General features: G+C 60.8%; 20 protein-coding genes and 1 pseudogene. 11 read left to right on the top strand and 10 right to left on the bottom strand.

What is annotated here, in order from left to right:
• The 3 genes from QYH43_RS24825 to QYH43_RS24815 all read left to right on the top strand — a co-directional run bounded on the left by QYH43_RS24825 (position 1) and on the right by QYH43_RS24815 (position 4,024).
• Positions 1-1,740 (top strand): amidohydrolase, encoded by a 1,740-nt coding sequence (locus QYH43_RS24825; protein ID WP_095061521.1) that lies wholly within the window; start codon positions 1-3, stop codon positions 1,738-1,740.
• 108 nt (positions 1,741-1,848) lie between these two features.
• Positions 1,849-2,589, top strand: a complete 741-nt coding sequence (locus QYH43_RS24820) for a TorF family putative porin (RefSeq protein ID WP_095061519.1) — start codon at positions 1,849-1,851, stop codon at positions 2,587-2,589.
• A 46-nt stretch (positions 2,590-2,635) separates the two neighbouring features.
• Positions 2,636-4,024: a cytosine permease gene (locus QYH43_RS24815; protein WP_095151595.1), complete on the top strand. Its 1,389-nt coding sequence runs from the start codon at positions 2,636-2,638 to the stop codon at positions 4,022-4,024.
• A gap of 153 nt (positions 4,025-4,177) precedes the next feature.
• On the opposite strand, the gene QYH43_RS24810 is transcribed toward QYH43_RS24815, so the two are convergent.
• From QYH43_RS24810 to QYH43_RS24780, 7 genes are all read right to left on the bottom strand, one after another.
• The gene (locus QYH43_RS24810) at positions 4,178-4,894 is read right to left on the bottom strand and encodes a L,D-transpeptidase family protein (RefSeq protein ID WP_301158318.1); all 717 of its coding nucleotides are present in this window, start codon (positions 4,892-4,894) and stop codon (positions 4,178-4,180) included.
• Positions 4,891-5,649, bottom strand: coding sequence for a M15 family metallopeptidase (locus tag QYH43_RS24805; protein ID WP_301158317.1), 759 nt, complete (start codon positions 5,647-5,649; stop codon positions 4,891-4,893). Before QYH43_RS24805 ends, QYH43_RS24810 begins: the two co-directional genes overlap by 4 nt.
• A 30-nt stretch (positions 5,650-5,679) precedes the next feature.
• Positions 5,680-6,672 carry a lipoyl synthase gene (gene lipA / locus QYH43_RS24800; RefSeq protein WP_301158316.1) on the bottom strand — a complete coding sequence of 331 codons (993 nt, stop codon included), beginning with the start codon at positions 6,670-6,672 and terminating at the stop codon, positions 5,680-5,682.
• A gap of 136 nt (positions 6,673-6,808) precedes the next feature.
• Complete coding sequence (glyA, locus tag QYH43_RS24795) at positions 6,809-8,065, bottom strand: serine hydroxymethyltransferase (RefSeq protein WP_301158315.1); 1,257 nt, start codon at positions 8,063-8,065, stop codon at positions 6,809-6,811.
• A gap of 39 nt (positions 8,066-8,104) precedes the next feature.
• The gene (gene gcvH / locus QYH43_RS24790; protein WP_301158314.1) at positions 8,105-8,488 is read right to left on the bottom strand and encodes a glycine cleavage system protein GcvH; all 384 of its coding nucleotides are present in this window, start codon (positions 8,486-8,488) and stop codon (positions 8,105-8,107) included.
• A 380-nt stretch (positions 8,489-8,868) separates the two neighbouring features.
• A complete protein-coding gene (locus QYH43_RS24785) occupies positions 8,869-10,377 on the bottom strand; it encodes a sigma-54-dependent transcriptional regulator (protein WP_301158313.1) in 1,509 nt (502 codons plus the stop codon).
• Positions 10,378-10,446: 69 nt separating this feature from the next.
• Complete coding sequence (locus QYH43_RS24780; RefSeq protein ID WP_095061503.1) at positions 10,447-11,361, bottom strand: LysR family transcriptional regulator; 915 nt, start codon at positions 11,359-11,361, stop codon at positions 10,447-10,449.
• Between the two features lie 151 nt (positions 11,362-11,512).
• On the opposite strand from QYH43_RS24780, the gene speB reads away from it, so the two are divergent.
• The 5 genes from speB (at position 11,513) to QYH43_RS24755 (ending at position 18,206) form a co-directional block, all read left to right on the top strand.
• A complete protein-coding gene (speB, locus tag QYH43_RS24775) occupies positions 11,513-12,514 on the top strand; it encodes an agmatinase (protein ID WP_095151590.1) in 1,002 nt (333 codons plus the stop codon).
• A gap of 53 nt (positions 12,515-12,567) precedes the next feature.
• A complete protein-coding gene (locus QYH43_RS24770; protein WP_301158312.1) occupies positions 12,568-14,079 on the top strand; it encodes an aldehyde dehydrogenase family protein in 1,512 nt (503 codons plus the stop codon).
• Positions 14,080-14,298: 219 nt separating this feature from the next.
• Positions 14,299-15,873 (top strand): cytosine permease, encoded by a 1,575-nt coding sequence (locus QYH43_RS24765; protein WP_301158311.1) that lies wholly within the window; start codon positions 14,299-14,301, stop codon positions 15,871-15,873.
• Positions 15,874-15,890: 17 nt separating this feature from the next.
• Positions 15,891-17,579 carry a choline dehydrogenase gene (gene betA, locus QYH43_RS24760; RefSeq protein WP_301158324.1) on the top strand — a complete coding sequence of 563 codons (1,689 nt, stop codon included), beginning with the start codon at positions 15,891-15,893 and terminating at the stop codon, positions 17,577-17,579.
• Between the two features lie 168 nt (positions 17,580-17,747).
• Positions 17,748-18,206, top strand: a complete 459-nt coding sequence (locus QYH43_RS24755; protein ID WP_301158310.1) for a GNAT family N-acetyltransferase — start codon at positions 17,748-17,750, stop codon at positions 18,204-18,206.
• Positions 18,207-18,210: 4 nt separating this feature from the next.
• Here the strand turns inward: QYH43_RS24755 and QYH43_RS24750 are convergent, their stop codons facing one another.
• Positions 18,211-18,525 (bottom strand): NIPSNAP family protein, encoded by a 315-nt coding sequence (locus QYH43_RS24750; protein WP_095061493.1) that lies wholly within the window; start codon positions 18,523-18,525, stop codon positions 18,211-18,213.
• 440 nt (positions 18,526-18,965) lie between these two features.
• Here QYH43_RS24750 and QYH43_RS24745 point away from each other — a divergent pair, with 440 nt between their 5' ends.
• The 3 genes and pseudogenes from QYH43_RS24745 to QYH43_RS24735 form a co-directional block, all read left to right on the top strand.
• The gene (locus QYH43_RS24745; RefSeq protein ID WP_095151587.1) at positions 18,966-19,904 is read left to right on the top strand and encodes a Ppx/GppA family phosphatase; all 939 of its coding nucleotides are present in this window, start codon (positions 18,966-18,968) and stop codon (positions 19,902-19,904) included.
• Between the two features lie 284 nt (positions 19,905-20,188).
• Complete coding sequence (locus QYH43_RS24740; RefSeq protein WP_095061487.1) at positions 20,189-20,605, top strand: c-type cytochrome; 417 nt, start codon at positions 20,189-20,191, stop codon at positions 20,603-20,605.
• A pseudogene (locus tag QYH43_RS24735) lies at positions 20,565-20,677 on the top strand (agmatine deiminase family protein); the annotation flags it as partial. The gene QYH43_RS24740 and the pseudogene QYH43_RS24735, both read left to right, overlap by 41 nt.
• Before the next feature lie 128 nt (positions 20,678-20,805).
• Here the strand turns inward: QYH43_RS24735 and QYH43_RS24730 are convergent.
• Together QYH43_RS24730 and QYH43_RS24725 are read right to left on the bottom strand one after the other, a co-directional pair.
• Positions 20,806-21,234 carry a nuclear transport factor 2 family protein gene (locus QYH43_RS24730; RefSeq protein ID WP_301158309.1) on the bottom strand — a complete coding sequence of 143 codons (429 nt, stop codon included), beginning with the start codon at positions 21,232-21,234 and terminating at the stop codon, positions 20,806-20,808.
• Positions 21,235-21,369: 135 nt separating this feature from the next.
• Entirely contained in the window at positions 21,370-21,660 is a 291-nt protein-coding gene (locus tag QYH43_RS24725) for a hypothetical protein (protein WP_301158308.1), read from the bottom strand.
• Between the last annotated feature and the right edge of the window lie 51 nt (positions 21,661-21,711).

The raw sequence follows: 21,711 nt of genomic DNA, 5'->3' as shown, positions 1-21,711 counted from the left end.
ATGCGATTGATTCCAAACCTGTTGGCCGCTGCGTTGGCCATCTCCTCGGTGCCGGCGATGGCCGCCGCCGACCTGGTGTTGTTCAACGGCAAGGTCTTCACTGCCGAGCCTGGCCAAGGCCTGGTGCAAGCCGTGGCAGTCCAGGACGGCAAAATTCTTAAAGCCGGCAGCGATGCCGAAATCAATGCCCTGGCCGATGCCAAGACCCAGCGCATCGACCTGGCGGGCAAAGTCTTGATGCCTGGCATGATCGACACCCACAGCCACCCGGTCTCGGGCGCTTTCGACAGCATGAAAGCCAACCTGCTGGACGAGGTCAAACCCATGCCGGAACTGGAGCAATGGTTGATCGAAGAGGACAAGGCCGGGCGTGCCCGGTCCGGTGACGTGATCAGCGTGGCCGGGGTCAGTTCGGCCTATTGGGAGAAAGCCCGTGAACTGGGCAAGGTGTTCAACCAGGGACGCTGGGCCGATCAGCCGATTGTGTTCAGCGGCATCGACGGCCACACCGGCTGGGCCAACAACGCGATGCTCAAGCGCTTGAACATCGACGCGGCGCTGGTGAAAAGCCTGCCGGAGAAAGAGCGCGGTTACATCGGCCATGAAGCGGACTTCACCCCTAACGGCTACTTTGCCGAATCCCGCTGGGACGTGGTGCGCAACGGTGTTCCGGCACCTACCCCGGAAGCGATGCTCAAAGCCGCTCGCGAGGCGGTGAAAATCAACAATCAATACGGCGTCACGGCCTGGATGGACGCGGCGGCGAACGGCGGCAGTGAGGATTCGCTGTTCGATTTCCACGCGACCGCGGAAAGTGTCGGCGTACTGCCGCTGTACAAGGAGCTGTCGCAGAACGGCGAACTCAGCGCCCACGTCGCCGCGTTGATGGTCACCAACCCGAAAAGCAAACCCGCCGACCTGGAAGTGATTGCCACGGTGATGAAGCAATTCGAAGGCGTGCCTAACCTGACGTTCCCCGGTGTGAAGATATTTGTCGACGGCATTCTCGAGTTCCCGGGACAAACGGCGGCGGTTGTCGTGCCGTACAAGAACAGCCACAAGGACGGCCAACTGCTGACCGACCCGGCGCACTTTGGCGAACTGGTGGTGGCGGCGGAAAAACGCGGCTGGATCATGCACATGCACGCCGTCGGCGACCGCGCAGTGCGTGAGGCGCTCAATGGCGTGGCGTATGCGCGCAAGCTCAGCCCGACGCCGGTGCCGCACAGCGTCGCGCACTTGCAATTGGTTAATCCAAAGGAGTTTCCACGCTTCAAGCAACTGGGTGTGATCGCCTCGATGCAACTGCTGTGGGCCACCGGCGAGTCTTACACCGTCGAACTGGTCAAGCCTTACATCAGCGCGTTTGCCTACGGTTACCAGTATCCCGCGCGGTCCTTGCATAACGCTGGTGCGATGATTGCCGGTGGCAGCGACTGGCCGGTGTCGAGCGCTAATCCGTTCAACGCCATCGCCCAGGCCAGCACGCGCAAAGGGCCGTTGGGTGTGCTCAATGCCAAGGAAAGCATCGACCGCCAGACCATGTTCTACGCCTACACCATCAACGCGGCGAAAGCCTTGCGCCTGGAGCAGCAGATCGGTTCGCTGGCACCGGGTAAACAGGCTGACCTGATCATCCTCGACCGCGACGTGTTCAAGGTCAGCGATGACGAACTGTTCGAAACCAAAGTCCTGAAGACCTTCTTCGCCGGCAAGCAAGTCTACGCCCCCGCGTCCTGACCTGCGTACACCCGACACCTGTAGAAAACGGCCAGCCCCTCGTAGCGCGAGGGGCCAGGCTTCGCCATGCCTGAAATTCCCCGTACGTCATAACAACAAGAGAACTGTATGAACGCATTTTCAGCATTGACCCTCGCGACACTGGCACTGATCCCCCTGACCAGCCAGGCCCTGACCCTCAACGATGATTTCAGCCTGGAGATGACCCTCGGCGTCGTCAGCGATTACCGCACCCGGGGCATTTCACAATCCCTGGGCGATCCGGCAGTGCAGGGCGGGGCTACGTTGTTGCACAGCAGCGGCCTGTACATCGGCGCCTGGACTTCCAGCGTCGATTTCGGTGGCGGTTATGACACCCGGCAGGAACGTGATTACTACGCGGGTTACTACTGGCAGGCGACGGATGCGATCAGCCTGGACCTCGGCTACATGAAGTACGACTACCCGAAAAACTCCGAATTCAACCTCAGCGAGGTGTACGCGGTTCTCGACGTGTACGGCGTGAAGCTGGGTGCCTATTACTCAGAGGACACGCCAAATTTCTTCGGCGAGGACCAGGACACCCTTTACACCTACCTCAGCTACAAAATCGACTTGCCGGCCGAAGTCGGCCTGGACCTGCGCTTTGGCCGCAACGATGTAAAAGACCCGGCGTTCTGGACCGCCAGTGGCGATAACCGCGAGTCTTACTACGAGTGGGAAGCCAAACTGACCCGCGACTTCGTCGGTGTGACCTGGGGCTTGAGCTACGTCGACACCGATCTGTCGAAAAGCGAATGTTCCGGCTGGTACGGCTATGACGACCTGTGCTCGGCAACCGTTGTCGCCAGCGCTACCAAGACGTTCTAAGTCCTTTTCCTGACAACAAAAACAGTTCCACAAAGGAAACACCGTCATGAGTGCGCAACGAAGTCCGTTGTTCGAGTCCCGCTCGATCGATTTCATTCCCGAGGCCGAACGCCACGGCAGCCTCTACAGCCAGTTCACCTTGTGGCTTGGCGCCAACCTGCAAATCACCGCCATCGTCACCGGCGCTTTGGCCGTGGTGCTGGGTGGTGATGTGTTCTGGTCGCTGATCGGTTTGCTGATCGGGCAAGTGCTCGGCGGTGCCGTGGTGGCGCTGCACGCGGCGCAAGGGCCGAAGCTGGGATTGCCGCAGATGATCTCCAGTCGTGTGCAGTTCGGGGTGTACGGCGCGGCCATCCCGATTGTCCTGGTGTGCCTGATGTACCTCGGCTTCAGCGCCACCGGTGCGGTGTTGTCGGGGCAGGCGATTGCGCAGTTGATCAGCGTCAGCGACAGCGCCGGCATCCTGATTTTCGCGGCGTGCATCGCCTTCCTGACGATCTTCGGTTACCGGGTGATTCACCTGGTCGGGCGGGTGGCCAGCGTGCTGGGCATCATCGCCTTCGTCTACTTGTTCACCCGGTTGCTGACCCTCAACGACATCGGCCAATTGCTCGACAACCGTCATTTTGGCTGGAGCACTTTTCTGTTGGCGGTGTCGCTCTCGGCGTCCTGGCAGATCGCGTTCGGGCCCTATGTGGCGGACTACTCGCGTTACCTGCCGAGCAAAACGTCGTCATGGAAAACCTTCGCCGCCGTCGGCCTGGGCACCGTGCTCGGGGCGCAGGCTTCGATGGTGCTGGGGGTGTTCGCCGCTGCGTTGGCGGGGGCGAATTTCCGAGGGCATGAAGTGGCGACCATTGTCGGTCTGGGCAGTACCGGCGTGATCGCGTCGTTGCTGTACCTGAGCATCGTGTTCGGCAAGGTCACGGTGTCGACGCTCAATGCCTATGGCAGCTTCATGTGCGTGGCGACCATCATCAGCGGTTTTCGCCGACGCCTGGAAATCACCGCCGGGCAGCGCATGCTGTTTGTGCTGCTGATTGTCGCGGCGTCGACCACCGTGGCATTGCTGGGGCAGTACTCGTTCCTCAGCTCATTCAAGTACTTCATCCTGTTTTTGCTGACGTTCTTCACACCGTGGAGCGCGATCAACCTGGTGGATTACTACTTCATCAACAAGGAGCGTTACGACATCCCGGCACTGTCCGACCCGAACGGGCGTTATGGTCGCTGGAACGTGCTGGGGATCAGCGTGTATGTGATTGGCGTGTTGATTCAGCTGCCGTTTGTCGACACCCATTTCTACTCCGGGCCGATGGTCGCGCAGTTGGGTGGCGTGGACATTTCGTGGATTGTCGGGCTGCTGGTGCCGGGTGTGATGTATTACGCGCTGGCCAAGCCGTCGATGAGTGCGGTGGTTGCTGAGCGGGGTTGATACCCGAATTTGTGGCGAGGGGCTTTTGTGGCGAAGGAGCTTTTGTGGCGAGGGAGCTTGCTCCCGCTGGACTGCGCAGCAGGCCCATCTTTTAGGGTCGCTCGCGCCCCAACGGGGCGATGCGGCGTTCCGACAAGCTCCCTCGCCACAGGTTCAGCGCTCAGGCAGCTTCCAGCGCTCACGCATCTGTTCGTACTGCCCCTCAGGCAGTTGCACCAGCACCGGGGATTTGCTCGGGTCCAGCCAGTCGAACAGCTGCGCAATGTTCGCCGGGTCCATGGCCGTACAGCCACGGGTCGGTGCACTGGGGCCACGCCAGATGTGAAAGAAAATGCACGAGCCGGCAGCGGGAGAGGCCGGCGTGTTGTGCTGGATGACGATGCCTTGGCGGTACAACTCATCCGATCGGCGCATCCGTTCGGATGAGTTCCAGTCTTTGTCGACGACGGCTCCGTCGACCAATTCGTTGTAGCGCGCCGAGTCGCTGTCATCCACGCATTCAATGGTTGATGTCAGGGCGAGGTAATGCAATTTTGTCTGCGCCGTGGTGGTGTAGCCGAATGCCGTTCCCAGCTTGAACATCCCGGCCGGTGCCTTGCCATCGCCTTCCTGCTTGACCGGTCCCTGACGGGATTGAGTGTCGAGCAGTCCTTTACCCCAACCCATCCCGTTCTTGCCAAGAACCACCGCGAACGGTGCTTCGAATTTTTCGAAAGTCTGCCCGTGCCGTTCATAGCGCTGGGCAATGCCCTGGATGTCACTCCAGTGTTTGCTGGTGACCACGATGAGTTGGTCGCTGCCGTCGAGTCCCTGGGCCATCGCGGCCAATGGAAAGAGCAGCGCCAACAGGGTTTTGATCAGCGGGTTCATGGCTGCAACGGCGTAATGGGGAAGTCCATCACATCCGGCTTCGGCGTATTCCCGCTGTACGTGAAGTGCCACCACTCAGCGGAGTAACCGTTGAATCCTTCTTTCGCCATCGCGTGGGTGAGCCGCTGGCGATTGGCTTTGGCGGTCGCATTGATCTGCGCCGAATCCGTATGCGCCCGTTCATCGAAGCAATCAAACCCGGTGCCCATGTCCTGCGCACCATCTTTCCAGCGCTGGCCGTAAGGCGCGGTGCAATCGACCGGAGTGGCGGAAGGCGTCCAGGTCTCGGCGGGCGGGGCGCCGGGGCCGGTCAGCGTCAGGTCAACGGTGTTGCCCCGGGAATGATTGGATACGCGAGCCACGTAACCCAGGCGCCAGAAGTCTTGCTTGTCGACCCGAGGGTAAAACTCGGGCTTGAGCGGATCACCCGGCTCGGTGGCGAAGCGCCCCATGTCCGCCACCGCACGGGTCGGTCGATAGCAGTCGAACACCTTCAAGCCATAACCCTCGGCTTTCAGCGCGGTTTGCACCCGGGCGAGGGCCTTGGCGGCGTCCACCGACAACAGGCACTCCGGCGCCCGATAACCCTCGAGCGCATGCCCGGTGAAGTTGTGGGCGCTGGCGTAGCGGATGTCTTGCTCGATGCCCGGATCAATGGCGCGCAAGTACACCATGTGCTCGGGCTTTGGCGCGTCGGCCATGCACGGTGCGGCGAGGCTCAGGCACAGCATCAACAGACAGGGTGAACGCGGCATCGGGAACGGCTCCATGCATGACCAGTCTGTTCATGATGGCTTGAAACCGTCGCTACCTCCATGAAGTTGTTGATCGGCGTGATAGGACGAACGCACCAGCGGCCCGGACGCCACGTTCCTGAACCCTATCCGTGTGCCTTCCTCGGCGAACCAGGCGAACGTGTCCGGATGCACGAACCGCTGCACCGGCAAGTGGCTGCGCGACGGTTGCAGGTATTGGCCGAGGGTCAGCATGTCGATGTCGTGCTCGCGCATGCGCTGCATGACTTCGATGACTTCGTCGTCGGTTTCGCCAAGGCCGAGCATCAGACCGGATTTGGTCGGCACATGGGGCACTGCGTGTTTGAATTTTTGCAGCAGGTCCAGCGACCATTCGAAATCCGAACCCGGCCGTGCAGCCTTGTACAGACGTGGCACGGTTTCCAGGTTGTGGTTGAACACATCCGGTGGCTCAGAGGCGGTGATCGCCAACGCGACGTCCATGCGCCCGCGATAATCGGGTACCAGGGTTTCCAATTGGATGCCGGGAGACAGCTTGCGGATTTCTCGCAGGCAGTCGACGAAGTGCTGGGCACCACCGTCGCGCAGATCGTCGCGGTCTACCGAGGTGATTACCACGTACTTCAGGCGCAGCTCGGCGATGGCCACGGCCAGGTTCATCGGTTCGTTGATGTCCAGCGGCTTGGGCCGGCCATGACCGACATCGCAGAACGGGCAGCGGCGGGTGCAGATGTCGCCCATGATCATGAACGTCGCAGTACCACCGGAAAAACACTCGCCGAGGTTAGGGCATGAGGCTTCTTCGCAGACGCTGTGCAGCTTGTGTTTGCGCAGCAGTTGCTTGATGCGGTCGACCTCCGGGGACACCGGGATGCGTACACGAATCCAGTCGGGTTTGCGCGGCAATTCCTCGGTGGGGATGATCTTCACCGGGATCCGCGCGACCTTTTCCGCGCCGCGCAGTTTGGTGCCGATTTCTACTTTGGCCGGGCTCTTGCCGGTCGATTCGACAATGGCATTCATGGTGATTTCCTTGTACGCGAACGGGAGGGTGATTTGCCCTGATGCTTCCTGCAGGAGCCCGGCTTGCCGGTGATGACATCCTTCAGGGCGCCATCGCCGGCAAGCCGGGCTCCTACAAGAGCGGGTCACCGCGTGGTCAGTCGCGGTAGACCGGGAAGTCGGCACACAGGGCGGCGGCCTGCCGGGCAACATTGGCTTCGATATCGGCATCGCCCAAGTGATCGAGGATGTCGCAGATCCAGCCCGCCAACGCGATGCTCTGCGCTTCCTTGAAGCCACGGCTGGTGATCGCCGGCGTGCCGATGCGCAAGCCCGAAGTCACGAACGGCGATTGCGGATCGTTGGGCACGGCGTTCTTGTTCACCGTGATGCCAGCACGACCGAGGGCGGCGTCGGCGTCCTTGCCGGTCAGGCCCTGGCGGATCAGGCTGACCAGGAACAAGTGGTTATCCGTGCCGCCGGACACCACGTCGTATCCACGCTCGATAAAGACGGCGGCCATGGCCTGGGCATTGCGGATCACTTGTGCTTGATAAGACTTGAAGCCTGGTTCCAGGGCTTCCTTGAAACACACGGCCTTGGCCGCGATCACGTGCATCAGCGGGCCACCCTGACCACCGGGGAATACCGCAGCGTTGAGCTTTTTCTCAAGTTCAGGATTGGCCTTGGCCAGAATCAAACCACCACGCGGGCCGCGCAGGGTCTTGTGGGTGGTGGTGGTAACTACGTCGGCGTAGGGCAGGGGATTGGGGTACAGACCGGTCGCCACCAGCCCGGCAACGTGGGCCATGTCGACGAAAAAGTACGCGCCGACTTTGTCCGCAATCTGACGGAAGCGCGGGAAGTCCAGGGTCTTCGAGTAAGCCGAGAACCCGGCGATGATCATTTTCGGTTTGTGCTCAACGGCCAGGCGCTCGACTTCGTCGTAATCGATCAGCCCTGTATTGGTATCGATGCCGTATTGCACCGCGTTGTAGAGCTTGCCGGAAAAACTCACCTTGGCACCGTGGGTCAAGTGACCGCCGTGGGCCAGGCTCATGCCGAGCACGGTGTCGCCGGCTTGCAGCAGGGCGAGATAAACCGCGGCGTTCGCCTGGCTGCCGGAGTGCGGCTGGACGTTGGCGTAATCGGCGCCGAACAGCTGTTTGGCGCGGTCGATAGCCAGTTGTTCGACCACATCGACGTGCTCGCAGCCGCCGTAGTAACGCTTGCCCGGATAGCCTTCGGCGTACTTGTTGGTCAGGCCGCTGCCTTGCGCTTCCATCACCCGTTGGCTGGTGTAGTTCTCCGAGGCGATCAGTTCGATGTGGTGTTCCTGCCGCGCATCCTCGGCGTTCATCGCCGCTAGCAGTTCGTCGTCGTAGCCTTTGATCTGGTCGTGCTTGCTGAACATGGTGTGGTCCTTTTTCGGATTCGGAAATGCGTGGGGGCTTCAGGCGTCGGCGTGTTCTGCAGTCAATTGCTCGTAGGCGTCCTGATCCAGCAGTTCGCTCAAAGCTTCAGGATCTGCGGGTTTGAAGCGAAAGAACCAGCCTTCGCCCATCGGGTCTTCGTTGACCCGTTCCGGGGTGCTCTCCAGCGTCGTGTTGATCTCGACCACTTCACCGTCCAGCGGCATGCCAATGCTGCTGGCGGCTTTCACCGATTCCAGTACCGACACTTCTGCGCCTGCATCGAAGGTGCCCAGTTCAGGCACTTGAACGAACACCACATCCCCCAATGCTTGCTGGGCAAACACCGTGATGCCGACGGTGACCAGGCCATCGGCGTCAAGCCGCAGCCATTCGTGATCGACTGTGAAACGCAATTGGCTCATCTCAGTTCCTTATTATTTTTGGACGCATTCAGGGCTCGTGGCAGGGCAACGAGCGGAGCTGAGGTTGAGATAGCAAGGGCGGTGCCAAGGTTAATTAGTAGTTTTAAATCAATGACTTGATCTTATTTCGTGAAGTGCGCGCCATTTCATTTGTATTGAAATCAATACAGGCAAGCAGGGCTGTAAGCGCAGACACCGTAAAGGCGGGTGGGAAGGAGATTGTCTTGATTTCGCTACGCTGTATCGATTTTCATACGATAAGTGCAGAAGCAACACAGTCTCCTGTAGGCGTGAGCCTGCTCGCGATGAGGGCGTGTCAGTTGAAATGTATGTTGACTGTCAGGCTCGCTCCTACAGGGAAATGTGATCCGGCAGATCACTCAGGGCTTGGCTGGAATGCCGTACTTGCGCAAGCGAATCGCAATCGCGCTATGGGATGTCTGCAACCGTGCAGCCAATAATCGGCTCGACGGATAGCTGCGATACAGCTGCTCCAGCAGGTTCTTTTCAAACCCGCCAACCGCTTCCTCCAGGCTGCCGACTTCCCCGTCGTTTTGCCGTTCGACGGCCGTGCGGGCAATGTCCAGGTCGTCGATGTCGACCAGCGGGTTTTCGCAAATCGCCGCTGCACGGAAGATCACGTTTTGCAGTTGCCGCACGTTGCCCGGCCAGCGGTTGCCGAGCAGGGCGCTGAACGTGCTCGGCGCCAGGCGACACGGCGGTCGCTGGATCTGCGCGCAGGCCTGTTGCATGAAATGATTGGCCATCAACAGGATGTCGTGACCGCGCTCGCGCAGTGGCGGCACTTGCAGGTTCAGCACGTTGAGGCGGTAGAACAGGTCTTCACGAAAGCGTCCTTCGGCGACCATTTTTTCCAGGTCGCGGTGGGTCGCGCTGAGCACCCGCACATTGACCCGGACCTCTTTGTCGCCACCGACCCGCCTGAAGCAGCCATCGCTCAGGAAACGCAGCAATTTGGCTTGCAGGTAGGGCGACATTTCGCCGACCTCGTCGAGAAAAACCGTGCCCTGATCGGCCAATTCAAGCAGGCCGAGCTTGCCGCCCCGTTGTGCGCCTGTGAAGGCCCCGGGGGCGTAGCCGAACAGCTCGCTCTCGGCCAGGCTCTCCGGCAGTGCCGCGCAGTTCAGGGCCAGAAACGGCGCATCGTGCCGTGGGCTGATGGCATGGCAGGCGCGGGCCACCAGTTCCTTGCCGGTGCCGGTTTCACCCTGAATCAGCAGCGGCGCATCAAGGGCCGCCACCCTTTGCGCACGGGCCTTGAGCGCACGTATCGGCGGCGATTCACCGAGCAGCGCATCGAAGCCTTCGGCATGGTCATGGTGCAACGCCGACAGGCGTTCGCCGATGCGGTTGGGTTGATACAAGGTGAGCAGGGCGCCTGCGTCGGTGACGGGCATCGCATCGAGCAGCAAGGTCTGGCCGCCGAGGCTGACTTCGTGCATGGGCAGGCGGAAATGCTGGTCGATCAACGTGCGCTGCAATTGCGGATCATCGAACAGCGCGGTCAGCGATTCACCGGCCGGTTCACGACCGCACAGGGCGATCAGCGCCGGGTTGGCCAGCAGCACATGGCCGCGGTCATCCACCGCCAGCACCGGGTCGGAACTGGCGGCCAGCAACGCGTCCAGTTGCAGGCGCCGACGTTGCCCCGGAAGGATGTCGACCATCGTCACCGCTTGCACGCCGCGCACATCGAAAAGCGCCTCGCGCAATTCCTCCAGCACCTCGGCACCGAGCGTCGGTGCATCGATGTAGACGTTCGGCGGCACCATTTCCACGGCGTCCAGATTGAAGCTGCGCCCACCCAGCAGGGCCAGCACTTCCTGGGTGATGCCGACGCGGTCGATGAAGGTGACGTGGATGCGCATGACGGGCCTGCAAGGTTGGCGAACTGAAATCAGTATGCCCGGCAAAATTTGAATTTGGCGAGTGTCACATCACGGCTGGCCGGTTTTACGGGTGCTGGTGGCCAGGTCCTCAAGGAACGCTTGCAGGATCGGCGGCGGTGCGGTGCCGCGCCGGGTGATCACATCGAACGGCGATTTCAGGAGCAGGCTCGTCGGGGCCAACTGGTGCATCTCGCCGTTCTTGACCCACTGGGCGGCGAAGTGCTCTGGCAGAAAACCCAGGTAGGCGCCGGAAATGATCAGGATCGCGGTGGCTTCGATGTTGTCCACGGTGGCGGCCGCCTTGCTCACACCCAGGTGTTCGAGGTCGTGTTGCTGCATGTAGCCGCGCACGACGATCCGCGCCGCAGCGACTTCTTCGAGCAGCTCCTGGCCTTCCGCCTTGTTGCCGTACAACGGGTGTCGCCGTCCGCAATACAACCCCAGCGCTTCCTGATACAGCGGCGACTGCAACAACCCGGGCACATGGATCGGGAAGTGCCCGATGGCCAGGTGCAAGCGGCCGTCGAGCACCCGTTCTTCCAGTTCCGCCGGGGTGCCGACGTACACGTTCAGGTGCACGTCATGGCCCCGTGAAACGAAGCGCTGAGTGGTGCGCGGAATCGGCGAATCCGGATCGGTGATCGTGGTGTCGATGATGCCCAGGTTGAGCTTGCCGCTGATGTGCTGCTTGAGCACGTCGGCGTCCATGCAGAAGTTTTCCACCGCCGACAGCAGGCGCTGTGTGGCTTCGTGGATCGCCACCCCTTGTTCGGTCAGGCGAAAGCCGCTGCGCCCGCGCTGGCAGAGCTTGACCCCAAGGCGGGTTTCCAGATGGGTCATCTGTTCGCTGATGGTCGACTGGCCTGCATTCAACGCGGCCTGCGCGGCAGAAAAGCCTCCACAACGGACAATCGTCGCAAACACTCTGAGCAACTTCAGATCGACATCGTGCAGTTGAATCACCTGGAACCTCCCGCCTGTGGATGCATCGGTAATGCCGATATGAGTATCTGATGTTTAGCATTTTTTCCACGAAAACCTGCGCCCATAGTCTTTCCAACGACGGTCGCCTTGCAGTCCGTCAAGCCGATAACAAGAAGTGGAGAGGCTAGAAATGTCGAACAACGGTTATGAATCCGGTCGCCTGAACCTGCCATTCGTGGGTCATTGCACCTTTGGCAAATCCCCGGTGTGCACCGATTGGGATGCACTGGATGCCGACGTCGCGGTGCTTGGCGTGCCCAACGACATGGGCACCCAGTGGCGCTCCGGCGCACGCTTCGGACCTCGCGGGATTCGTGAAGCATCGACGCTGTTTTCCTTCGGCCACGCCGGCGCCTACGATCACGAAGATGACGTGATGTACCTCACCGCCTCAGACGTGCGCATGGTCGACGTCGGTGATGCCGACATCGTCCACACCGACATGGTCACCAGCAACAAGAATACCGAATACGCCGTGCGCAAGATCCTCGATGCCGGTGTGATGCCGGTGGTACTCGGCGGCGACCACTCGGTGCACGCGCCAGTGATCAAGGCCTTCGAAGGCCGCGGCCCGATCCACATCATCCACTTCGATGCGCACCTGGATTTCGTCGACGAACGCCACGGTGTTCGCTACGGCCACGGCAACCCGCTGCGCCGCGCTTCGGAAATGAATCACATTGTCGGCATGACCCAGATGGGCATCCGCAACGTCTCGTCGTCCAACCGCGACGACTACGAAGCGGCCCATGAAGCCGGCTCGAAAATCCTCTCGGTACGTGACGTTCGCCGCCTCGGGGTCGAAGGTGTGCTGGCGCTGATCCCGCAGAACATCAACTACTACATCACCATCGACATCGACGGTTTTGACCCGTCCATCGCCCCCGGCACCGGCACTCCGAGCCACGGCGGTTTCCTCTACTACGAAGTGCTGGAAATCATCCAGGCCCTGGCGAAACGCAGCAAAGGCAACATCGTCGGCATGGACCTGGTGGAAGTGGCACCGGTCTACGACCCGACCGGCATGACCTCGATCCTCGCCGCGCAACTGCTGCTCAACAGCATCGGTTTCATCTTCCACGAGCGAGGCAAGGTGCGCGCGGCCGCCGAGAGCGAAACCGCATCAGCCTGATCATCGAAACCAGTGACCCGGCAGGCTCTGACTGCCGGGCAGAGAGAATAAAAATGGACACGATCGTCAAGAGTTACCTGCAAAAATTCGGCGTCAGCGAAGCCACCCAGACCTTCCTCAGCAAGGTCCAGAAAATGTTCATCGGCGGCGCCTGGGTCGAAGCCAGCGACGGCCAGACGTCCGATGTGATCGAGCCCTCGACCGAAGGCCTGATCACCCGCATTCCCATGGGCACCACCGACGACCTGGACCGCGCCGTGCAAGCCGCTCGCGCCCAATTCGACGGCGGCGCCTGGCGTCAGGCCAAACCGGCCGAACGCGAGCGCATGATGCAACGCCTGGCTGACCTGATCGAACAAAACGCCGCAGAGCTCGCTGAAATCGAATCCATCGACATGGGCAAATCGGTGGCCTTCGCCAAGGACGTGGACATCCAGGGTACCGTCGATACCCTGCGTTATTTCGCCGGGTGGGCTACCAAGCTGCACGGCCGCACCGTCGAGCCGTCGCTGCCGGGCAATTACCTGGCCTATACCCGCAAGGAAGCGGTCGGCGTAGTCGGCGCCATCGTGCCGTGGAATTTCCCGCTGCAAACCATGGCCTGGAAGCTCGGCGCAGCGCTGGCGACCGGTTGCACCGTGGTGGTCAAACCCGCCGAACTGACGTCGTTGTCGGCCCTGCGTTTTGCTGAACTGGTGCAGGAAGCGGGCATCCCTGACGGCGTGATCAACATCGTCACCGGGCGCGGCAGCGTGGTCGGTGCGGCCATGGCTACCCACCCCGGCATCGACAAACTGACCTTCACCGGCTCGACCCCGGTTGGCCAGACGGTTGGCCGCGCAGCGCTGGATGACATGAAGCGTCTGACCCTCGAACTCGGTGGCAAATCACCGGTCATCGTCTGCGCGGATGCCGACATTCCGGCCGCTGCCCAGGCAGTTGCCAACGGCGTGTTTTTCAACTCCGGGCAGGTATGCGACGCCGGTACACGGGCCTATATTCATAGCAGTGTCTACGACGAATTCCTGCGCGAGCTGATCGCCTACACGCGCACCCTGAAAATGGCTCCGGGTCTGGATCCTGACTGCTTCATCAGCCCGCTGGTTTCTGCCCTGCAAAAGCAGCGTGTGACCGAGTACATCGAGACCGGCAAAGCCGAAGGCGCCGAACTGGTCTACGGCGGTCAACCGGTCGATGGCCCTGGCTTCTTCGTCGAGCCGACCATTTTTGCCAACTGCCGCAATGACATGCGCATCGTCCAGGAAGAGATTTTTGGACCGGTGCTGGTCACCGCACCGTTCGACGATGAGGAAGACGCGCTGGCCCTGGCCAACGACTCGCCTTACGGCCTGGCGGCGGCGCTGTATTCCAACGACCTGGGCAAGGTGCACAGCCTGATCCCACGTTTGAAGGCAGGCTCGGTCTACGTCAATGCCCACGGCACCCTTGATCCGTCGATGCCGTTCGGTGGCTACAAGCAGTCCGGGTTTGGCAAAGACCTGGGCGCCGAGCAACTCGACTACCTGCTCGAAACCAAGGCGGTGTGGATCACCTTGCCAAGCTGACACGCCCCCACAATCAAAAGGCATCTGCAACAACGCCAGGTAGGCATGGGCAACACTGAATTTGTGGCGAGGGAGCTTGCTCCCGCTGGGGCACGAAGCGGCCCTGAAAATGGGACTGCTGCGCAGTCCAACGGGAGCAAGCTCCCTCGCCACTGGGGAGTCGTTCACCCGAAAGAACGCGGTTATCTCGTCATGATCTTCCAACAATAAGAGTCCATCATGAACACTAACGCCAAGTCCGCCACGAGCGTGTCTGCCCTCGACGAAAAGTCTGTCGTCGAGGGGCATTCGATTGATTTCATCCCCGAGAACGAGCGCACCGACAAGCTGGCCAGCCAAGGCCCGTTCTGGTTCCTCGGCAACTTCACCTTCTTCACCATGACCATCGGTTTCGTCGGCCCAAGCGTCGGCCTGACCGCACTTTGGACCACACTCGCCGGCACCCTGGGCATCATGTTCGGCACGCTGTTCATGGCGTTTCACGGATCCCAGGGTCCGCACCTCGGCCTGCCGCAGATGATCCAGTCCCGTGCGCAGTTCGGTTATCGCGGAGTGATCCTGGTGCTGCTGGCGACGCTGTTCGTGTTCGCCGGCTTCAACATCGTCAACCTGGTGCTGATGATGCAAGGGCTGCACACGCTGTTCGGGTTCAACCCCGCCGTGATCGCGGTGGCGGTGACCATCCCGGCGGCGGTGCTGGCGATTCTCGGCCACGACTGGATGCACCGCAGCTTCAAATGGGCGCTGTTTCTGTCATTGCCGCTGTATGGCCTGGTAACGGTGGCGGTGGTGATGGGCTGGGTGCCGGATGCGGCGCTGCCGGCACTCGCAGAAGGCGAAGTGGCCCGGGAGCCGCTGGGTTTCAACTGGACCGGGTTCATCGCACAGTTTGCGGCGGCCGCCAGTTACAACATCGCTTATGCCCCATACGTGTCTGATTACTCGCGCTACCTGCCGAAGAACACTTCCAGCGGCAAGCTGATCGCCGTGGTGTTCCTGGGTGCTTCGTTGTCCGGCGCGTGGATGATTTCCGTCGGCGGCTGGCTCGCCGATCACCTGCATTCAACCGACGTGCTGGTGGCCCTCGGGCAAGTCGGCAACACCGTGTCGCCGTTGGTGGGTACGGCGGTCGTGATCGTCACCATCCTGGCGTTCCTGCCGGTGATCGCGATGAACATCTACAGCGCCAAGCTGACCACGCTGACCTGCGTCGACTCGATCAAGCACATCGAACCCACCCGCAAGGCACGCATCCTGGCGATCGGCTTTGTGATCCTGCTGCAACTGGGCGTGGCTCTGAGCATCCATAGTTCCGGCAAAGGCCTGTCGGTGCTGGGGATCTACCTGGTGGTGATGCTGTACTTCCTGGTGCCCTGGACCTCGGTCAACCTCACCGACTACTTCTTCGTGCGCAAGGGGCGCTACGCCATCCCGCACTTCTTCATGCCCCACGGCAACCTCTACGGCAGCTGGGGCCTGCGCGGCATCGCTGCCTATGCCATCGGTTTTATCTCGATGATCCCGTTCTTCTACATCTTCGACGGCGTTGAACAGCGCGAAGTGTATGTCGGCCCGCTCGCCAAGGCACTGGGCAGCATCGACATCGCCTGGCTGGTCGGGTTGATCGTCTCGGGCGTGGCGTATTACTGGCTGAGCCGCTCGATCGATCTCAAACACGAAGAAGTGGTGATCCAGCAGATTGAGAAAAACTCCCCGCAATACACCACCGGCGACACGTTGAGCCACAAACAGCAGCCACTGCCGGTATTCACTGAATCGACGGTCGGGAGATAACGATGACCACGCAAAGAATGACTACGCAAAAATACGACTACATCATCATTGGCGCAGGCTCGGCGGGTTGTGTGTTGGCCAACCGCCTGAGCGAAGACCCGGCCACCTCGGTGCTGGTCCTGGAGTTCGGCGGCAGTGACAAGAGCGTAGTGATCCAGATGCCGAGCGCATTCTCGATCCCGATGAACACCAAGAAGTACAACTGGCGTTATGAGACCGAGCCGGAGACCCACCTCAACGGCCGACGCATCCACTGCCCACGAGGCAAGGTGCTGGGCGGTTCGTCGTCGATCAACGGCCTGGTGTACATCCGTGGCCATGCACTGGACTTTGACGAGTGGGAATCCCTGGGTGCCGAAGGTTGGGGCTATCGCAACTGCCTGCCGTACTTCAAGCGCGCAGAAAGTTATGAATCGGGTGGCGACAGCTATCGCGGGCAGACCGGGCCGCTGCACACCACCAATGGCAACCACATGAAAAACCCGCTGTACGGGGCCTGGGTCGAAGCCGGTGCGGAGGCGGGCTACATCAAGACCGAAGACTGTAACGGCTACATGCAGGAAGGTTTCGGCGCGATGCACATGACCGTGAAGAACGGCGTGCGCTGCTCCACGGCCAACGCCTATCTGCGTCCGGCCATGGGACGCCCGAACCTGACCGTGATCACCCACGCGATGACCCGTCAGATCCTTCTCGAAGGCAAGCGTGCGGTGGGGGTCATGTACGACCACGGTGGCCAGACGCATCAGGTGTATTGCAACCGCGAAGTGTTGATTTCATCCGGTCCCATCGGTTCGCCGCACCTGCTGCAACGCTCGGGCATCGGCCCGGCGGCCGTCCTGCGCAAGGCCGGGATCGGCGTGCGTCATGACCTGCCGGGCGTAGGGGAGAACCTGCAGGATCATGCCGAGGTGTACATCCAGTTCGGCTGCAAGGAACCGGTGACCCTCAACAACAAGATGGATCCGCTGAGCAAGCTGATGATCGGTCTGCGCTGGTTGCTGTTCAAGGATGGCCTGGGCGCCACCAACCACTTCGAGGCCGGTGGTTTCATCCGCTCCGAGAAGGGCCTGCGCTGGCCGGACATCCAGTTTCACTTTCTGCCGGCAGCGATGCGCTACGACGGCAACAAGCCGATCAAGGGCCATGGCTTCATGGTGTTGACTGGCCCGAACAAGCCGAAAAGCCGTGGCTATGTGCGTGTACGTTCGGCCGATCCGTACGAGCATCCGGAAATCCGTTTCAACTACCTGGAGCGGGAAGAGGACCGTGAAGGCTTCCGTCGTTGCATTCGCCTGACCCGGGAAATCATCGGCCAGAAAGCCATGGACCGTTTCCGTGACGGCGAAATCGCTCCGGGCGCGCAAGTGACCAGCGATGAAGACCTCGATGCCTTCGTGCGCAACAACCTGGAAAGCACCTACCATCCGTGCGGTTCGTGCCGCATGGGTGAAGACGACATGGCGGTGGTCGATTCCGAGTTGCGTGTGCGCGGCATCGCCGGGCTGCGGGTGATCGATTCGTCGGTGTTCCCGACCGAACCGAATGGCAACCTCAATGCGCCGACCATCATGCTCGCCGAGCGGGCATCGGATCTGGTGCGTGGCGCACAGATGTTGCCGTCCGCGGATGTGCCGGTTGGGTTGGTCGAGGGCTGGGAAAGCAGCCAGCGCACCTCACTGCCGGGGCGCAACGTGCGCGTGTAACCCTTGTAGGAGCTGGCTTGCCGGCGATGGCGGCCGGCCTGACACACCGAGTCGCCTGGTTCGCCAGCAAGCCGGCTCCTACGGGTGATCTTCGTCGAAAAATATTACGTCGTTGTTCCGTTGCCATTGCTAGTCTTTAAACCCTTGAGACCGCAATGGAGCATCCTCATGGCTATCCAGGCCCTGCGTGCCGACGCATCGCATATCGATCAAATCGCCCCTTTGTTTGACGCCTACCGGATGTTCTACGAACAGCCGTCGAACCTGGCGCAATCGCGTGCCTTCGTCGCCGAGCGTATCGCCCGGGATGAATCGGTGATTTTTCTTGCTCAGGACACGGACGGTGAAAACCTCGGGTTCGTCCAGCTGTTCCCGACCTTTTCCTCCATCGACGCCCATCGCACCTGGCTGCTCGGTGATCTGTTCACAACACCTGCCGCCCGGGGCAAAGGCGTCGGCTCGCTGCTGATGAACACTGCCCGCGACTTTGCGAAGCTGGCCGGCGCCAAGGGCATGACCCTGGAAACCGCCACCGACAACCTCACCGCCCAGCGCCTGTATGAATCGCTGGGTTGGGTGCGTGACCCCGGTTATTACACTTATGCCCTGGACTTGAAGAAAACCTGAGCCATCAATCCTGCTCACCGAACACCGGCCGCATGAACGAACGCTCGTAGCTGAGGATGAATTTCCTGTCCTCGGCGTATTGGAAGGCGGCGATGCAGTCTGGATCGTTCATGGACTGCCGACGGTAATGTTCATACGTCGCCAGGCTCGGGAAGGTGAACAGTGCCAGAGCGATGTTGTTGGCGCCTTCGGATGGCAGGAAATAGCCGTGGTGCTGGCCGCCGAATTTCTCCACCAGGGGGATCCATAACTTGCCGTAATGCTCGAAAGCGTCGAGCTGGTAGGGGTCGAGCACGTATTTCAGGTAGCACGTCACCATTGTTTCGTTCCTTGATCAGGTTGTTTGGGCAGCCGTCACTGTAATCAACGGAACGTGCAATCGACAATTATTGGTGTATGCCCGGTGATCCCTTGTAGGAGCGAACTTGCTCGCGATGGTCGCCAACGATTACGCGTGCTATCTGGCTAGACGCGGCGCATCTGAGTCCATCGCGAGCAGGCTCGCTCCTACAGGGGGGCGATTTGAAGAAATTGCGGGCAAAAAAAAGCTGCCTTAAGTGGCAGCGGAAGATAAAGCACGCATTTGATGGGCCGAGTATGGCGCCCGGTACATGACAATTCGATGACGGAAAAACAATTGAGGTGATGCCTGGTGCTGTCATCTGGATGTCATCGAAGCAGTGGCAAGATCCTCGCAAACCGTCTTGAGTGTCCGGTGACCCCAAACCTGCCGGCGGATGAATTTGCAAGGAACCCCCTATGAAAAACGCCCCCCTGTTTGCCGCCATCGACCTGGGCTCCAATGCGTTTCGCATGATGATTGGCCAGTCGGTACGGCGAAACCAGCAGATGGTCATTCAGGAAGTCAGAACCCTGCGCGAACCGGTGCGGCTGGCGGAGGGTTTTCAGGGTGGGGCGCTCGATGAACTGGCGCTGGATCGCGGTTGGCAGGCGCTGGCGCGATTCGGCAAGAAACTGCGCGGTTTCGAAGCGGTTCGCGTGCGGGCCGTGGCGACCAGCGCAGTGCGCGAGGCGGATAACGCGCCGCTGTTCCTGGCCAGTGCCGAGCGTCACCTGGGGTTTCGCATTGACGTTATTTCCGGGCATGAAGAAGCACAACTGGTTTACGCCGGCGTGGCCCACACGCTGCCGGATGCGCAAAGCACACGGCTGGTGGTGGACATCGGCGGCGGCTCGACGGAAATGATCATCGGCCGTGGCGACCGGGTGCTGAGCACCGAGAGCATCGCCATCGGCAGCGGAACCTTTGGCTCGCGGTATTTCCACGGTGGATGGATCATGGCCGAAGCGCTGCTGGAGGCGGAGCGCGTCGCCACGTTGCAGTTCGAACCCGTCGCCCGTCATTACCGCTCGATGGGTTGGCAGCAGGCGATTGGTTCGTCAGGCACCGCGCGGATGCTGGCCAAGGTGCTCAAGGCCAACGGCTTGAATGACGAAGGCCAGAACGGCATCACCTACGGTGGCCTGTTGCGCCTGTCGTTGCGTCTGCTGGAAGTCAAACACGTCAAACACCTCAAGTTGGCAGGCCTGCCCACCCATCGCATGAGCACATTGCCCGGTGGGCTGGTGGTGATGCTGGCGGCGTTCAAAGTGTTGGGGATCACGCACATGATTGCGTCTGAGCCGGGGCTGCGGTTCGGCGTGCTGCATGGATTGATGAGCAAACCTCGGGGCTGATCGACGAGCGCATCAAGGAACTGGGAGGCTGACGCGGGGAAACCCAGGCCCGTGTCCGCACCATTGATTCAGGCAGCGATCGAACTCATTACCTCCCGAACCAAAAGGTAACCCCTCTAGGAGCGAGCTTGCTCGCGATAGCAGTGGGTCAATGAATAATCCGTTGTCTGATACGCCCTCATCGCGAGCAAGCTTGCTCCTACAGGTTTGGCGTTCACCTGACCGTTTTGGATATCCGTAGCCGTCATGTTCCAATAGCCAGCAATCGAGTCTGGAACCGGAATATGAAGAACATCGCCGCATTGATCCTCTCCTCAGCGCTTGTGCTCAGCACTCCCGCCCTCGCTGCGGGCGATGTACAGGCCGGGGAGAAAGTCTACAAGCGCCTCTGCAGCGGCTGCCACCAGATCGGCGAATCGGCGCGTGCCTTCTTCGGCCCGCAGCTCAATGGCGTGATCGGTCGCCAATCCGCCGTCACCACGGACTACGTGTATTCCGATGCGATGAAATCCGCCAACCTGGTCTGGAACCGCGAAACCCTGATCGCCTACCTCGAGGCGCCGAAGAAAGTCGTGCCTGGCACTCGCATGATTTTCTGGGGCCTCAGCGACCCGGAAAAAATCGAAGACCTGCTGGCCTACCTGCAAACCTTCCCGGCCCAAGGCCTACGATCTACTGTCCGAGCTCTACCCGGACCGTGAAGTGGTGCAGCTCAATATTCGGCGGGCGGGGGCGGCATCCACTGTGTGACCAGTCATCAGCCGCTGGTCTGAAATTTTGAGGCTATACACAAAACCTGTAGGAGCGAGCCTGCTCGCGATGGCGGAGTGTCAGTGAAGAATAAGTTGACTGACACGCCCTCATCGCGAGCAGGCTCGCTCCTACAGGGATTGTTGCCGAGTCAGGCTTTTGTGGTTTTCAGGTAAGCCCCGAGGCGCCGGCCCATTTCCTCACCCAGCGCCTGCAACCCGCTCAGCGGCCGCACCATCACTTCAAACTCGACAATCCTGCCCTGTTCATTGAAACGAATCAGGTCGATGCCCTTCAGTTCTTTCTCGCCCACCTTGGCGCTGAATTCCAGAATCACGCTCAAGCCATCCCCGGTTGCCAGCTCTCGGTGATAAGTGAAGTCTTCGAACACGTTCATCACCGTGCTGAGGATCATCGACACCACCGGCGCGCCCGGATACGGCGTGTGCGCCATCGGTGAGCGGAACACCGCTTGCGGGTCCAGCAGCTCGGGCAGGGCGCTCAAGTCCTTGCGGCTGATCATCGCGTGCCACTGCTCGAGCGTGGCGGCGACGTTGGGATTGAGGTTCAGTTCAGACATGTTCAACTCCTGTTTTTATTGTTTTTTGCTGCGAAAACGCGGGTGGATGACCCCTTCAGGCTTGTACGCGGTGCTCTTGAGTTCATCGCGAGCAAGCTCGCTCCTACAGTGATTTGGGAGTCGATCGCGGAGCCGTCAGCCCAGCAAGCGTTCGATCTGCGCCAACTCCCAGGTGCTGAGCAGGCTCACCGGGTCGGTGCCGAACCGCTGGCCGTTGTCGAGTGCCCATTCGCGGCCCTCCGGGCTTTGCCCGTGCAGGCAGTGGCGCAGGTGTTTGTCGTCGACATCAAGGACCAGGCGCCAGCCGTCGATATCGACCCGCACATGACCAGGCTCGGGTGATTGATCGACACGCTCGAAAGCGCGAATACCCTGGGCGGCATCGCGCAACTGCTGATAAACCTCGCGGGCGGTGAGGGCGGGCACGGCTGTCTCCGGCGTGAAATCGGGGACGCACAGGATAGACCAGTCGACCAC

It is taken from the genome of Pseudomonas sp. C32 (assembly GCF_030417915.1).
Lineage (GTDB): Bacteria > Pseudomonadota > Gammaproteobacteria > Pseudomonadales > Pseudomonadaceae > Aquipseudomonas.
The sequence above is the reverse complement of the archived record's forward strand: the minus strand, read 5'-3'. Positions and strand labels throughout refer to the sequence as shown.

Bases quoted from the DNA above. Each gene is read 5' to 3' on its own strand.
- QYH43_RS24785 (WP_301158313.1), bottom strand. From the start codon at position 10,377: ATGCGCATCCACGTCACCTTCATCGACCGCGTCGGCATCACCCAGGAA.
- betA (WP_301158324.1), top strand. From the start codon at position 15,891: ATGACTACGCAAAAATACGACTACATCATCATTGGCGCAGGCTCGGCG.
- QYH43_RS24825 (WP_095061521.1), top strand. From the start codon at position 1: ATGCGATTGATTCCAAACCTGTTGGCCGCTGCGTTGGCCATCTCCTCG.
- QYH43_RS24755 (WP_301158310.1), top strand. From the start codon at position 17,748: ATGGCTATCCAGGCCCTGCGTGCCGACGCATCGCATATCGATCAAATC.
- QYH43_RS24810 (WP_301158318.1), bottom strand. From the start codon at position 4,894: ATGAACCCGCTGATCAAAACCCTGTTGGCGCTGCTCTTTCCATTGGCC.
- gcvH (WP_301158314.1), bottom strand. From the start codon at position 8,488: ATGAGCCAATTGCGTTTCACAGTCGATCACGAATGGCTGCGGCTTGAC.
- QYH43_RS24820 (WP_095061519.1), top strand. From the start codon at position 1,849: ATGAACGCATTTTCAGCATTGACCCTCGCGACACTGGCACTGATCCCC.
- QYH43_RS24805 (WP_301158317.1), bottom strand. From the start codon at position 5,649: ATGCCGCGTTCACCCTGTCTGTTGATGCTGTGCCTGAGCCTCGCCGCA.
- QYH43_RS24750 (WP_095061493.1), bottom strand. From the start codon at position 18,525: ATGGTGACGTGCTACCTGAAATACGTGCTCGACCCCTACCAGCTCGAC.
- QYH43_RS24765 (WP_301158311.1), top strand. From the start codon at position 14,299: ATGAACACTAACGCCAAGTCCGCCACGAGCGTGTCTGCCCTCGACGAA.
- lipA (WP_301158316.1), bottom strand. From the start codon at position 6,672: ATGAATGCCATTGTCGAATCGACCGGCAAGAGCCCGGCCAAAGTAGAA.
- glyA (WP_301158315.1), bottom strand. From the start codon at position 8,065: ATGTTCAGCAAGCACGACCAGATCAAAGGCTACGACGACGAACTGCTA.
- QYH43_RS24745 (WP_095151587.1), top strand. From the start codon at position 18,966: ATGAAAAACGCCCCCCTGTTTGCCGCCATCGACCTGGGCTCCAATGCG.
- QYH43_RS24740 (WP_095061487.1), top strand. From the start codon at position 20,189: ATGAAGAACATCGCCGCATTGATCCTCTCCTCAGCGCTTGTGCTCAGC.
- QYH43_RS24815 (WP_095151595.1), top strand. From the start codon at position 2,636: ATGAGTGCGCAACGAAGTCCGTTGTTCGAGTCCCGCTCGATCGATTTC.
- speB (WP_095151590.1), top strand. From the start codon at position 11,513: ATGTCGAACAACGGTTATGAATCCGGTCGCCTGAACCTGCCATTCGTG.
- QYH43_RS24730 (WP_301158309.1), bottom strand. From the start codon at position 21,234: ATGTCTGAACTGAACCTCAATCCCAACGTCGCCGCCACGCTCGAGCAG.
- QYH43_RS24770 (WP_301158312.1), top strand. From the start codon at position 12,568: ATGGACACGATCGTCAAGAGTTACCTGCAAAAATTCGGCGTCAGCGAA.